Origin of the sequence: Streptomyces sp. NPDC053048 (genome assembly GCF_044547045.1) — a bacterium.
Taxonomy (GTDB): domain Bacteria; phylum Actinomycetota; class Actinomycetes; order Streptomycetales; family Streptomycetaceae; genus Streptomyces.
The window spans coordinates 133,280-145,834 of the sequence record NZ_JBITZS010000003.1 but is presented as its reverse complement, the minus strand read 5'-3'; the positions used below and the strand labels follow the sequence as shown (position 1 = coordinate 145,834).

The following is a 12,555-nucleotide window of genomic DNA, read 5'->3' as shown; positions in this document are numbered from 1 at the left end:
CTCACGGACGCCGCCCTACGACCCTTGCGGGCGCCGTCGTTCGGTCGTCAGGAACGCCGTCGTACGACTCACGAACGCCGTCGTTCGCCCCTCACGGTCGCAGTCGCACCGGCAGCGACCGGTGGCCGTTGGAGATGAAGGACTCCACCTGGCGGAGCTCCCCCTGAGGCACCGCCGGTGCCATGTCGGGGAAGCGCTCGAAGAGCGCGGGCAGGGCTACGGCCGCCTCCAGCCGGGCCAGCGGGGCCCCGAGGCAGAAGTGGACGCCGTGCCCGAAGGACAGGTGCTCCTTGGTGGCGCGCGTCACATCGAACCGGGCGCCGTCGTCGCCGTACAGGCCCGGGTCGCGGCCGGCCGCGGCGTAGGCGGCGAGGATCGCGTCGCCCTTGTGCAGGGTCACGCCGCCGTCGAGCTCGATGTCCTCCGTCGCGTAGCGCAGCGGCAGGTTGGCGACGGGCGCCTGGCAGCGCAGTGTCTCCTCGATCACATCGTTCCAGCCGGCCTTGCCCTCGCGGACGAGGGCCAGCTGCTCGGGGTGGGTGAGCAGCGCGTGGATGGCGTTGTCGAGGAGGTTGACGGTGGTCTCGTGGCCGGCGCCGATCATCAGCAGGAGGGTGTCGACGAGCTCCTGCTCGCTCAGCGGCGCGTCCGCCTCGTCGTCGCGGGCGGAGATCAGGACGCTGGTCATGTCGTCGCCGGGCGTCTCGCGCTTGGCGGCGACGATGCCGCGCAGCAGCGCGTAGAGCTCGGTGTAGGTGGCGGTGACCTCCTCCGGGTCGGCGGAGGTGTGGAAGATCGAGTCGACGCAGCGGCGCAGCCCCTCGCGGGTGGTCTCGTCCTCGACGCCGAACAGCTCGCAGATCACCTGGATGGGGATCGGGTAGGCGTAGGCCTCGCGCAGGTCGACGGTCTCACCGTGCGGGGTGGCGGCGAGGTCGTCCAGGAGGGCGGTGGCCATCTCCTCGATGCGGGGGCGCAGCGCGGCGGTGCGGCGGGCGGTGAAGGCCTTGGCGACGAGGGTGCGCAGCCGCTTGTGGTCGTTTCCGTAGGCGGTGAACATGTTGGTCACCGCCACCCAGGTGTAGAGGGGCCATTCCGGGGAGATCTCGCCGTTGATCCAGGCGGGCCAGTGCCGACGCGGGTCCTTGGAGACGCGCGGGTCGGTCAGCAGCCGCTTGAGCAGGGGCTGGGTGGTTACTGCCCACGCCACCACGCCACCAGGGAGCTCCACGGGGACCGCCGGCCCGTGGGCGGCGATGCGGGCTGCCTCGCCGTGGATGTCGGTACCGGTGGGATCGATCGCGATGGGGCAGGTCGGGGATTCCATCGGCTGTCTCCAGGGGTCTCGGCCGGCGGCTGCGGTCCGTCCGGCGTCGGGTGCGGCCTGCCGTCCGGGTGCACGGGCGCGGGCGCCGGTACGGGCACCGGAACCGGGGGGAAACGCACGGGCAGGGCGGTCAGGGCGCGGTGGAAGGGGCCGGGGCGCCACACCAGGCGCTCGGCGGGGACGGCCAGCTCCAGGTCGGGGAGCCGGTCCAGGAGCTTCTCGACCGCGACGGCCGCGATCAGCCGGGCGGGGTCCTTGGCGGGGCAGTGGTGCGGGCCCGCGCTCCAGGCGAGGTGGGCGCGGTTGCCGGTGCGGCGGTCCGAGCGCAGGGCGGGGTCGGTGTTGGCGGCGGCGAAGCTCACCACGACGGGCTCGCCGGCGCGCAGCGGCACTCCGCCGAAGTCCACGTCGGCGACCGGGTAGTGGACCGCGTAGTTGGCCATCGGCGGGTCGAGCCACAGCACCTCGTCGAGGGCGTCCTCGACGGGCATGCTGCCGCCCGCGAGGTCGCCGGCGAAGCGGTCGTCGGACAGCAGCAGCCGCAGCGCGTTGGCGATCAGGTTCTGCTGGGGCTCGGTGCCGGCGCCGATGAGGACGACGAGCTGGTGGAGCATCTCCTCGTCGCTGAGGTGGACGGGGTGGGCCATCAGCCAGGACGTCATGTCCGCGCCGGGCCGCTCGCGTTTGAGGGCGATGAGCTCCTGGAGGCTGCTGGTGATGAGCGCGTCGGCGCGCTCGGCGTCGACGCCGTCGAAGATGCCGGAGAAGCCCTCGACGAGCCGGTCGCCGAGCTCGGGCGGGCAGCCGAACAGCTGCTGGAAGACCAGCAGCGGCAGCATCTTGGCGTAGGAGCCGAGCAGGTCGGCCTCGCCGAGCGCGGTGAAGCGGTCGATGAGGCTGTCGGCGCTGCGCTCGACGTAGCCGCGCAGCGCGTTGGGGTCGATGCGGGCGAGGCTGTCGTCGACGGCCTGCCGGTAGCGGCGGTGGTCGTCGCCGTCGGAGAACAGGCAGTTGGGACGGTAGGCCATCATCGGCACGACCGGGTTGTCCGCCTCGACGCGGCCCTCGGCCAGGGCCCGCCAGTGCCGGGCGTCCTTGACGAACGTCTCGGGGCTGCGGAGCACCTCCAGCGCGGCCCGGTAGTCGGTGACGAGCATGGCCTGCACCCGGGGGGACAGCTCGACGGGTGCGGCGGGCCCGTGCTCGCGCAGGCGGTCGTAGACGGCCTGCGGATCGGCGGCGAAGTCGGGCCCGTACAGGGGGGTGCCGGGCCCCTGGTGCGCGGGGCAGGCCGCCGACGGCATGACCGACTGCGGGGGGCCGGCGTCGGGGCGGTGGCTCACACGGGCTCCTGGGCGGTGCGGGTCTGCAGGTACTCCACGAGGGTGATCAGCGCGCGGGTGGAGGAGATCCGGTCGCGGGCGTCGCAGGTGATCAGCGGGGTCTCGGGCAGCAGGTCGAGCGCCTCGCGGATCTCCTCGTCGGGGTGGGTGGGGGCGCCGTCGAAGTGGTTGATGGCCACGGCGTACGGCAGTCCGTGCTCCTCCAGCAGGCCCATGACGTCGAAGGACTGCTCCAGGCGCCGGGTGTCGGCGAGGACGATCGCGCCGAGCGCCCCCTGGGTCATGTCCTGCCACAGCCGGGTGAAGCGCTGCTGGCCGGGGGCGCCGAAGAGATAGAGGACGAGGCTGTCGCTGAGGGTGAGCCGGCCGAAGTCCATGGCGACGGTCGTGGTGGTCTTGCCCTCGATGCCGGCGAGGTCGTCGACGAGCGCCCCGGCCTGCGTCATCGTCTCCTCGGTGCGCAGCGGCCGGATCTCCGACAGCGAGCCGACGAAGGTGGTCTTGCCGACCGCGAAGTGCCCGACAACGAGGATCTTGGCGGCCGTGCGCACGGTCCGCCGCAGATAGACGCCGCCGTCGGGGTGGCCGCCGTGGGCGCCGTGGTCAGAGGCGAGCGCGGAGTCCATCCAGCACCTCCTGCAGGATCTGGGCCTCGGGCAGCTCTGCCGAGGGGATGGGGGCCCGGGTGGAGAGGTGGCCGCTGTCCACGAGGTCGCCGAGCAGCACCTTGGTGACGCTGACGGGCAGCATCAGGTGGCCGGCGATCTCGGCCACGGACAGCGCGCCGCCCAGGCAGAGTTCCATGAGGGCGCGCTTCTCGGGGCTGAGTCCGCCGATCGGCAGGTCGCCGTGCGCCATGACCAGGGTGACCAGGTCGAAGGTGTTGCGGGTGGGATGCGAGCGGCCGTCGGTGACGACGTACGGGCGCACCAGCCCTTTGTCGCGTCGGGACGCCGGCGGGGTCATGCCGGGCCCATGCCCTGCCAGCTGTCCTGCCGCGGCGGGCTGGTGAGTTCCTTGCCGAGCCGGTCGACCGTCTTCTGCATGCGGTAGGTGACGGCCTCCATGTCGACGTTCTCGCCCGCGGAGACGGCGAGGTAGGCGCCGGGGCCGGCCGCGATGAGGAAGACGTAGCCGTGGGCGAACTCCACCAGCGTCTGCCGCCAGGGGCTCTCCTGGTGGTTGGGGTGGGTGCAGAAGTCGGAGGTGGAGCGGCTGATGGACTGCAGTCCGGACAGGGCGGCCGCCTGGCGCTCGGCCTCGTCGCGGTGGATGCCCTGGGAGTGGGCGCGCAGCATGCCGTCGGCGGACAGCAGGATCGCGTGCCGGGCCTCCGGCATCTTCACGACCTCGTCGAGCATCCAGCCCAGCTCTTTGTTCATGTGGTCGTTCACGCGTACGGGTTCCCTTCGTCTTCTACGGGGGCATGGCCGGGGCGCCGGCCGGGAGGCGGTACGGAGCCGGGGGGCGGTGCGGAGCCGGGCGGCGGTGCGGAGCCGGGCGGCGGTACGAAGCCCGGGGGCGGTACGGAGCCAGGAGGCGGTACAGAGCCGGGGGACGGCGGTACGGGGCCTGGGTGCTGCGGGGGCCGCGCGGGCGGGGCGGCGGCGGGCGGGGTGCGGTCGCCGTCGCCGCGCGGTGGGGGCAGCGACGGCAGGTGGTGGTTGCCGGTGCGGCCGGAGCGGGTGCCGCGGGCGAAGGCGCCCATGCGCCGGGCGGTCTCCTCCGCCGTGCGCTCCTTGGGCAGGTCGGCGGGCGCGGGTGCCGGGGAGGGGCGGCGGTGCCGGTCACCGGCGGGCTGCCGGCGGCGGCGCTTGGGCAGACCGCCGGCCGTCGACCCGATCACCGGCGGGGCACCCGGGACGTCGGGGGTGCCGGGGACGCCGGGGACGCCGGAGGCGTCCGGCATCCCGGGGACGTCCGGGACACGGGGGATGTCGGGCATGTCGGGGAAGCCGGGGGCTCCCGTGGTGGCGCCGCCCAGGGCGTCGGGGCCGGCGGGTGCCCCGGTGGGCGGGGCGGCCGGCGGCCGGCCGTGACCGGCCGGCCCCTCGTGCGCGTGCGTGCGCTCGGCGGCGTGACGGGCATGCGGGCGCGACGGCCGGCGCCGGCCGTCGGAGATGTCGCGGCCGTCGGAGACGTCACGGGCGCCACGGGCATCGCGGGCGTCACGGGCGCCACGGGCATCGAGGAGGCCATGGGCATCACCGATGTCGCGGGCGTCACGAGCATCACGGGTGCCACGGGCATCACCGATGTCGCGGGCATCGCGGACGTCACGGGCATGACCGCCCCGGCCGGCGAGCGGCGTCGTACCGGGGCCGTCGATCTCGAGCTGGGTCAGCAGCGCGCTCGGCAGGAACAGCACCGCCCGCACACCGCCGTACGGCGAGCGTGTGTCGACGGAGACGCTGAAGCCGTAGCGCGCGGCGAGCACCCCGATGACGGGGTAGCCGAACTGCGGCGGGTCGCCCAGCCGGGAGACGTCCACCACACGCCGGCCCGACAGCATGGCCGCGGCCTGCTGGACCTCCTGGGCGTCCATGCCCACGCCCGCGTCGTCGATGACGACACAGGCGCCGTTGTGCACCGGCTGGAGGCTGACCTCGACGGTGGTGTTGGGCTGGGAGTGCCGGGCGGCATTGTCCAGGAGCTCGGCGACGGCGAGCACGACGGGCTCCACGGCCCGGCTGACCACGGCGATCTCCACGTGGGTGTGCACCCGTACGCGGCGGTAGTCGCGGATGCGCGAGGTGGCGCCCCGGACGACGTCGGTGAGCGGGGACGCCACGCGCTGCCGGCCCGGCCAGGAGCCGCACAGCACGGCGATGGCCTGGGCGCGCCGCCCGAACTGGGAGTTGGCGTGGTCGATCTCCAGCAGGTCCCGCAGCACGTCGGGGTTGTCGTGCCGCTCCTGCATCTCGGAGATGGCCAGCTGCTGTTCGTGCGCCAGGCCCTGCAGGGCGCGCATGGAGGCCTTGAGCGCGGCCTTCGCCGACTGGTCGGCACGGCTCTGCGCCTTGTCCACGGCCTGGGTGAACAGGTCCATCACGGACTGGAGGTTCTGCGCGAAGGCGGTGCCGGCCAGCCGCTCGTCGAGCGGGCCGGGCAGCGGCACGTCCTGGCTGACGGCGTCCGAGACGGCCGGCAGCCGGACGGCCACCAGATGGGCCAGTTCCTCGTCACGCGCCCGCAGGCTGCCTTCCAGTTGATCGACGCGCCTGCGCACTCCGGTGGTGATCGTCCGCTGGCGTACGAGCAGGACCGCGACGGCGGTCAGCGCGAGGGCCAGACACCAGATCACCACCTCCGGTATGTGATGTGACATCAATTCCTCTTGGGCGACGGGGACATACGGGCTGGGGACACCTTCCAGCGGTAGCCGGGGAAGGACGGGTCGGCGTCCTGACGTCCCGTCCAAAACGGAATACGGCGATCATCCTAACCGCGCAGGTGACCGTGCGTCCGATCTTCGTCACGAACATCGAACACACTTGCGCGCACGTTTTCGGCCATGCCCCCACGGACGGGATCACTCACCGTGTCCGCCCCGGTACCGGGACCGGCTTCGCGGTCCGGGGGCCCGGTCCGTGCGGGGTAGCGGATACGGTGGTGCCATGCGCCTGACGCGGACAGCGCTCGGCGTGGGCGCGTCGCGTCGTACCCACGGGGCCTTCCCCGTGGGGCCGTGAGCTCGAGAAGAAAGATGTGAGCAGGGTGTTGGTGCAGGTCAGCACGGTCGTACGGAGCATGGGGCAGGCATCGTGCACATCGTGATCATGGGGTGCGGGCGAGTGGGCTCCGCCCTCGCGCAGACCCTTGAGCAGCAGGGCCACACGGTCGCCGTGATCGACCAGGACCCGACGGCCTTCCGCCGCCTGGGCTCCGGGTTCGGCGGCCGCCGGGTGACCGGCGTCGGCTTCGACCAGGACACCCTGCGCGAGGCCGGCATCGAGGAGGCGGGCGCCTTCGCAGCGGTGAGCAGCGGCGACAACTCCAACATCATCGCCGCCCGCGTGGCCCGCGAGATGTTCGGCGTGGAGAACGTGGCGGCCCGCATCTACGACCCCCGCCGCGCCGAGGTCTACCAGCGCCTGGGCATCCCGACCGTCGCCACCGTGCGCTGGACCGCCGACCAGATGCTGCGACGGCTGCTGCCGTCGGGCGCGGAGCCGCTGTGGCGCGATCCCAGCGGTGGCGTGCAGCTCGCCGAGGTGCCGGTGTCCGAGGCATGGGTGGGCCAGAAGGTGAGCCTGCTGCAGGACGAGACCGGGGTCCGGGTGGCGTTCCTCACCCGTTTGGGCGAAGCGATGCTGCCGACGTCCGCGACGGTGCTGCAGGAAGGCGACCTGGTGCACGCGATGATGCGCACCGACGAGGTCGAGAAGGTGGAGGCGGCTTTCGCTTCCGGCCCCGAGGAGGGTCAGCGATGAGGGTCGCTATTGCGGGTGCCGGTGCCGTCGGGCGTTCCATCGCGGGCGAGCTGCTGGAGAACGGGCACGAGGTGCTGCTCATCGACAAGGCCCCCTCGGCCATCTCGGTGGAGCGGGTGCCGCTGGCGGAGTGGCTGCTGGCCGACGCGTGCGAGATCACCTCGCTCGACGAGGCCGCGCTGCAGCGCTGCAACGTGGTCATCGCGGCCACCGGCGACGACAAGGTCAACCTCGTCGTCTCGCTGCTCGCGAAGACCGAGTACGGGGTGCCGCGGGTCGTTGCCCGCGTGAACAACCCCAAGAACGAGTGGCTGTTCAACGAGGCCTGGGGCGTGGACGTGGCCGTCTCCACCCCGCGCCTGATGTCGGCGCTGGTCGAGGAGGCCGTGAGCGTCGGCGACCTGGTGCGCCTGCTGCGCTTCAGCCAGGGCGACGCCAACCTGGTCGAGCTCACCCTCCCCCCGGAGGCCGCGCTGGCCGGCACCCGCGTCGGTGACGTGGACTGGCCGGAGGACACCTCGCTGGTCACCATCATCCGCGGCAACCGCGTGCTCACCCCGAACCGGGAGGACGCGCTGGAGGCCGGCGACGAGCTGCTGTTCGTGGCCGCTCCGGCACGCGAGGAGCAGCTGGAGGACCTGCTGTCGGTGCGCCGCGAGGGCACGGACGACTGAGGCCGTACGTACATGTGGGGAGGGCCCCCGGGAATCGATTCCCGGGGGCCCTCCCCACATGTAGCCGTGCAACAGCCGGTCAGCGTGTCGCGGCCTTGGCCTCGCGCTCGGCGCGCTCCGCCTCCTCCATCTCGGCGAAGACGTCGATCGGCGGCGGCGCCTTCGACAGGAAGATCCAGGTCAGATAGACCGAGAGCAGCATCGGCGGGATGCCGAGGGCCACCTTCACCCAGCCCAGCTGGGTCACGTCGCCCCACCAGTAGAGCGGGAAGAGGACCGCCGACTTGGCGAGCAGGATCAGGCCCCACGCCCAGCTGGCCTTGGTGTAGGCGGCCTTGCGGCCCGGGTTGCGGGTGCGCCAGGAGAGGTTCTCCTTGAACACCGGCCCCAGGATCAGGCCCATCAGCGGGTAGCCGACGGCGGCCGAGACGATGTAGCCCACGGCGAGCCCGAGGCTGTAGAGCATGCCCGGCAGGTAGAAGTTCTTGGCGTCGCCGGACATCATCGCGAAGACGGCGCCGAAGGCGACCCCGAAGACGCCGCTGAAGGCGTGCTTGAGGGTGTCCTTGCGGACGAGCCGGGCGAGGCCGAGCAGGAGCGACAGGCCCAGGGCGGCGATGGCCGCCACGTGGATGTCCCGCTTGACCGTGTAGACGGCGACGAAGACCAGGCCGGGAACGGTGGTCTCCACCATGCCCCGCACGCCGCCGAACGCGTCGAACAGGGCGGCCTCGGTGACCGCTCTGGAATCCGCGTCGCGCGCGCCCTGGGTGGCTTGCTGGTCCGTCGGCTTGTCGATGGACGACAACGGCTACTCCTGTCCGAGCGGTCGGAGTTCGTATCTGGGGTTGAACAGCACTCGCCGGCCGCGGCTCATGGAGATCCGGCCGGAGGCGATCAGCTTACGGCCGGGCTCTATTCCGGCTATGGAGCGGCGCCCCAGCCAGACGACGTCCAGCGCGGCCGAGCCGTCGAAGAGCTCGGCCTCCAGCGCGGGCACCCCGGCGCGCGGCCGCAGCGTCACGGTGCGCAGGGTTCCGGTGACCTTGACGATGTCCCGGTCGTCGCAGTCGCATATTCGCTTGCAGCCGGCGGCCGCCGTGTCCTGCTGCAGCTCGGCGTGGTGCAGCTCCTCCTGGGAGCTGGACAGCCGGTCCAGCATCCGGCGGAAACGGCCGGTCGGCTTCTCGGGACGGGGTACGGCGCTCATGTCACCAGCGTAGCGGGGGGCGCCACGCCCCTCAGACCTCGAAGCCGCTCACGCCTCGAAACCCCTCGGACCCCGAACCGGTAGCCCGTCCCCTCACACCTCGAACCGGTACCCCATCCCCGGCTCCGTTATGAAGTGCTTCGGATGCGACGGGTCGAGCTCCAGCTTGCGCCGCAGCTGGGCCATGTAGACCCGCAGGTAGTTGGTCTCCGTCCCGTACGAGGGGCCCCAGACCTCCTGCAGCAGCTGCTTCTGGCTGACGAGACGGCCCGTATTGCGCACCAGGACCTCCAGCAGGTGCCACTCGGTGGGCGTGAGGCGTACGTCCTTGCCGCCCCGGTTGACCTTCTTCGCCGCGAGGTCGACGGTGAAGACCTCGGTCTCGACGATCGCGTCGTCGCCCGCCGCCGAGGAGCCCGTCGGCTCCGCCCGCCGCACGGCGGCGCGGAGTCTGGCCAGCAGCTCGTCCATGCCGAAGGGCTTGGTCACGTAGTCGTCGGCGCCCGCGTCGAGCGCCTCGACCTTCTCGTCGGAGGTCTGGCGCGCGGAGAGGACCAGGATCGGCACCCGGGTCCAGCCGCGCAGGCCCTTGATCACCTCGACGCCGTCCATGTCCGGCAGGCCGAGGTCGAGGATGACCACGTCGGGGTGGCGGGCGGCGGCGAGCTGGAGTGCCGTGGCGCCGTCGGGCGCGGCGTCGACCTCGTACTTCCGCGCCTTGAGGTTGATCACGAGAGCGCGGACGATCTGCGGCTCGTCATCGACCACGAGCACCCGGTTCATGCTGCTCCACCTCTACTGTTCGTGCGGGCCCGCCGTGGGGCCCGGAATCCTGGTCGTCCGATGCGTTGTGTGCGGCGGGGGCGGCGCGGGCCGGCGCCTCGCGGGCCGGTCGGCGTCACGTCGTGGCCTGCGCCGGCAGGTCCGGTCGTACGGGCGGCATCCCGGCCGCCGCCCGGAGCGTGAGGACCATGGTCATGCCGCCGCCCGGGGTGTCCTCGGCGGTCAGCGTGCCGCCCATGGCCTCGGCGAAGCCGCGCGCGACGGCCAGGCCCAGGCCGACGCCGGCGCCGCGGGGTGCGTCGCCGTACCGCTGGAAGGGCTCGAAGATGCGGTCCTTGGCGCTGTCGGGGACGCCGGGCCCCCGGTCGGCCACCCGGACCTCCACCCGGTCCCCCAGGGCGCTGGCGGCCACGAGGACGGGCGCGCTGCCGTCGGGGTTGTACTTGACCGCGTTCTCGACGATGTTCGCGACGCTGCGCTCGAGCAGGCCGGGGTCGACGGCGACCATGGGCAGGGTCTCGGGGATGTCGAGGGTGACGCTGCCCTCCGGGACGCCGCCGAGCGCCATGGGCACCACCTCGTCCAGGTCGATCTCCCTGATCAGCGGGGTGACGGTGCCGGTCTGCAGGCGGGACATGTCCAGGAGGTTGCCGACGAGGTGGTCGAGCCGGTCGGCGCCGTCCTCGATGCCGGCCAGCAGCTCGGCCTCGTCCTCGTCGGACCAGGCCACGTCGTCGGAGCGCAGCGAGGTCACCGACGCCTTGATGCCGGCCAGCGGGGTGCGCAGGTCGTGGCTGACGGCGGCCAGCAGGGCGGTGCGGATGCGGTTGCCCTCGGCGAGCTCCCTGGCCTCCTCCGCCTTGTCGACCAGCCGCTGGCGGTCCAGGACGACCGCGGCCTGGGCGGCGAAGGCGGCGAGCACGCGACGGTCCTCGGCGGGCAGCACCCGGCCGGAGAGGGCGAGAGCCATGTTGTCGCCGACCGGCATGTCGACGTCCGCGTCCTCGGGCCGCAGCAGCGGCTTGCCGGTGGCCGTGACGACGCTGCTGGCGCAGGTCCAGGGGTCGACCTCGCTGGCGCGTTCCAGCAGGGCCACCGACTCCATGCCGAAGGTCTCGCGGACCCGCTCCAGCAGGGCGTCCAGGCTGGTCTCGCCGCGCAGGACGCTGCCGGCGAGGAAGGAGAGGATCTCCGACTCGGCGCGCAGCCTGGCCGCCTGGTGGGTGCGGCGGGCCGCGACGTCGACGACCGAGGCGACCGCTATCGCGACGATGACGAATATCGTCATGGCGACGATGTTCTTGGTGTCGGTGATCGTCCATTGGTGGACGGGATGGACGAAGTAGTAGTTCAGCAGGAGCGAGCCGATGGCGGCCGAGGCCAGGGACGGCCACGCGCCGCCGAGCAGGGCCGCGCCGACGGTCAGGCACAGGAAGAGCAGCATGTCGTTGGCCAGCCCGAGGTCCGGGACGACCTGCGTCAGCAGCAGGCTGAGCAGTACGGGCCCGAGCACGCCGACCACCCAGCCCGCCACCGTCCGCCCCCGGCCGAGCCGGGCGCCCTGCGCCACGGGCAGGCCGCGGCCCTTGGCGACCTCGTCGTGGGTGACGATGTGGACGTCGAGGTCGGGGCCGGACTCCCGGGCGACGGTCTGGCCGACGCCGGGGCCGAAGATGTACTGCCAGTTCTTGCGGCGGCTGGTGCCGAGCACGATCTGGGTGGCGTTGACCCCGCGCGCGAACTCCAGCAGCGAGGCCGATACGTCGTCGCCTATGACGTGGTGGAAGGTGCCGCCCAGGTCCTCGACGAGGGTGCGCTGGACCGCCAGCTCCTTGGGCGAGGCGGACGTCAGGCCGTCGCTGCGGGCGATGTAGACGGCGAGGATCTCGCTGCCGGATCCCTTGGCGGCCATGCGCGCGGCGCGGCGGATGAGCGTACGGCCCTCGGGGCCGCCGGTGAGGCCGACGACGATGCGCTCGCGCGCGTGCCAGATGGTGGAGACGCTGTGCTCGGTGCGGTACTGCCGCAGGTACTCGTCGACGCGGTCGGCGGTCCACAGCAGGGCGAGCTCGCGCAGGGCGGTGAGGTTGCCGGGGCGGAAGTAGTTGGAGAGGGCGGCGTCGACCTTGTCGGGCTTGTAGATGTTGCCGTGCGCCATGCGGCGGCGCAGGGCCTGCGGCGACATGTCGACCAGCTCGATCTGGCCCGCGCGGCGGACGACCTCGTCGGGCACGGTCTCGCGCTGCCGGACGCCCGTTATCGACTCGACGACGTCGCCGAGTGACTCCAGGTGCTGGATGTTGACGGTCGAGACGACGTCGATGCCGGCCTGCAGCAGCTCCTCGACGTCCTGCCAGCGCTTGGTGTTGCGGGAGCCGGGGACGTTGGTGTGGGCGAGCTCGTCGACGCAGACGACGGCCGGGCGGCGGGCGAGGACGGCGTCCACGTCCATCTCCGTGAAGACGGACCCGCGGTAGGTGATCTCGCGCCGGGGCACTTCCTCGAGGCCGTGCAGCATGACCTCGGTGCGCGGTCTGCCGTGGTGCTCCACGAAGCCGACCACGACATCGGTGCCGCGCTCCACGCGCCGGTGGGCCTCGGAGAGCATGGCGTACGTCTTGCCGACGCCCGGTGCCGCGCCGAGATAGATCCGAAGGTTGCCGCGTCCCATGGCCCCATTGTCTTTCAGGATGTGCGACGGCGTTCGGGGCGGTTCTCCGTCCTGAGGTGCTGCACTGTCGCGCACCGTCGACCTTACGGCCAAGGTTTTGGACATTTCGGGCCG

12 protein-coding genes are annotated in these 12,555 nt (G+C 72.4%); 2 read left to right on the top strand and 10 right to left on the bottom strand.

Features of this window, described 5'->3' with window-relative positions:
• Positions 1-91: 91 nt before the first annotated feature.
• The 6 genes from ACIG36_RS08975 to ACIG36_RS08950 are packed head-to-tail and all read right to left on the bottom strand — an operon-like array spanning position 92 to position 5,998.
• Positions 92-1,213: a cytochrome P450 gene (locus ACIG36_RS08975; protein WP_399925379.1), complete on the bottom strand. Its 1,122-nt coding sequence runs from the start codon at positions 1,211-1,213 to the stop codon at positions 92-94.
• The gene (locus ACIG36_RS08970) at positions 1,195-2,631 is read right to left on the bottom strand and encodes a cytochrome P450 (protein ID WP_399925377.1); all 1,437 of its coding nucleotides are present in this window, start codon (positions 2,629-2,631) and stop codon (positions 1,195-1,197) included. The genes ACIG36_RS08975 and ACIG36_RS08970 overlap by 19 nt, the downstream gene beginning before the upstream one ends.
• Positions 2,632-2,666: 35 nt before the next feature.
• Positions 2,667-3,296 (bottom strand): GTP-binding protein, encoded by a 630-nt coding sequence (locus ACIG36_RS08965; RefSeq protein WP_399924362.1) that lies wholly within the window; start codon positions 3,294-3,296, stop codon positions 2,667-2,669.
• On the bottom strand, positions 3,274-3,636 hold the full coding sequence (locus ACIG36_RS08960; protein WP_399924359.1) for a DUF742 domain-containing protein: 363 nt from the start codon (positions 3,634-3,636) through the stop codon (positions 3,274-3,276). The genes ACIG36_RS08965 and ACIG36_RS08960 overlap by 23 nt, the downstream gene beginning before the upstream one ends.
• Positions 3,633-4,052: a roadblock/LC7 domain-containing protein gene (locus ACIG36_RS08955; RefSeq protein WP_399925375.1), complete on the bottom strand. Its 420-nt coding sequence runs from the start codon at positions 4,050-4,052 to the stop codon at positions 3,633-3,635. Before ACIG36_RS08955 ends, ACIG36_RS08960 begins: the two co-directional genes overlap by 4 nt.
• Before the next feature lie 8 nt (positions 4,053-4,060).
• The gene (locus ACIG36_RS08950) at positions 4,061-5,998 is read right to left on the bottom strand and encodes an ATP-binding protein (protein ID WP_399924356.1); all 1,938 of its coding nucleotides are present in this window, start codon (positions 5,996-5,998) and stop codon (positions 4,061-4,063) included.
• Positions 5,999-6,434: 436 nt separating this feature from the next.
• On the opposite strand from ACIG36_RS08950, the gene ACIG36_RS08945 reads away from it, so the two are divergent.
• Together ACIG36_RS08945 and ACIG36_RS08940 are read left to right on the top strand one after the other, a co-directional pair.
• Positions 6,435-7,103, top strand: a complete 669-nt coding sequence (locus ACIG36_RS08945; protein ID WP_399924354.1) for a potassium channel family protein — start codon at positions 6,435-6,437, stop codon at positions 7,101-7,103.
• The gene (locus ACIG36_RS08940; RefSeq protein WP_399924351.1) at positions 7,100-7,777 is read left to right on the top strand and encodes a potassium channel family protein; all 678 of its coding nucleotides are present in this window, start codon (positions 7,100-7,102) and stop codon (positions 7,775-7,777) included. The genes ACIG36_RS08945 and ACIG36_RS08940 overlap by 4 nt, the downstream gene beginning before the upstream one ends.
• A gap of 79 nt (positions 7,778-7,856) precedes the next feature.
• On the opposite strand, the gene ACIG36_RS08935 is transcribed toward ACIG36_RS08940, so the two are convergent.
• The 4 genes from ACIG36_RS08935 to ACIG36_RS08920 form a co-directional block, all read right to left on the bottom strand.
• Complete coding sequence (locus ACIG36_RS08935) at positions 7,857-8,585, bottom strand: DUF3159 domain-containing protein (protein ID WP_399924348.1); 729 nt, start codon at positions 8,583-8,585, stop codon at positions 7,857-7,859.
• Positions 8,586-8,588: 3 nt separating this feature from the next.
• Complete coding sequence (locus ACIG36_RS08930) at positions 8,589-8,987, bottom strand: OB-fold nucleic acid binding domain-containing protein (RefSeq protein ID WP_399924345.1); 399 nt, start codon at positions 8,985-8,987, stop codon at positions 8,589-8,591.
• Between the two features lie 93 nt (positions 8,988-9,080).
• Positions 9,081-9,770: a response regulator gene (locus ACIG36_RS08925; protein WP_399924343.1), complete on the bottom strand. Its 690-nt coding sequence runs from the start codon at positions 9,768-9,770 to the stop codon at positions 9,081-9,083.
• 115 nt (positions 9,771-9,885) lie between these two features.
• Complete coding sequence (locus ACIG36_RS08920) at positions 9,886-12,441, bottom strand: ATP-binding protein (protein ID WP_399924340.1); 2,556 nt, start codon at positions 12,439-12,441, stop codon at positions 9,886-9,888.
• Positions 12,442-12,555 lie beyond the last annotated feature (114 nt).

What these genes read in the sequence shown, in the direction of transcription:
- ACIG36_RS08970 (WP_399925377.1), bottom strand. Translation starts at nt 2,631, where the DNA reads ATGCCGTCGGCGGCCTGCCCCGCGCACCAGGGGCCCGGCACCCCCCTG.
- ACIG36_RS08965 (WP_399924362.1), bottom strand. Translation starts at nt 3,296, where the DNA reads ATGGACTCCGCGCTCGCCTCTGACCACGGCGCCCACGGCGGCCACCCC.
- ACIG36_RS08960 (WP_399924359.1), bottom strand. Translation starts at nt 3,636, where the DNA reads ATGACCCCGCCGGCGTCCCGACGCGACAAAGGGCTGGTGCGCCCGTAC.
- ACIG36_RS08955 (WP_399925375.1), bottom strand. Translation starts at nt 4,052, where the DNA reads ATGAACAAAGAGCTGGGCTGGATGCTCGACGAGGTCGTGAAGATGCCG.
- ACIG36_RS08950 (WP_399924356.1), bottom strand. Translation starts at nt 5,998, where the DNA reads ATGTCACATCACATACCGGAGGTGGTGATCTGGTGTCTGGCCCTCGCG.
- ACIG36_RS08940 (WP_399924351.1), top strand. Translation starts at nt 7,100, where the DNA reads ATGAGGGTCGCTATTGCGGGTGCCGGTGCCGTCGGGCGTTCCATCGCG.
- ACIG36_RS08930 (WP_399924345.1), bottom strand. Translation starts at nt 8,987, where the DNA reads ATGAGCGCCGTACCCCGTCCCGAGAAGCCGACCGGCCGTTTCCGCCGG.
- ACIG36_RS08925 (WP_399924343.1), bottom strand. Translation starts at nt 9,770, where the DNA reads ATGAACCGGGTGCTCGTGGTCGATGACGAGCCGCAGATCGTCCGCGCT.
- ACIG36_RS08920 (WP_399924340.1), bottom strand. Translation starts at nt 12,441, where the DNA reads ATGGGACGCGGCAACCTTCGGATCTATCTCGGCGCGGCACCGGGCGTC.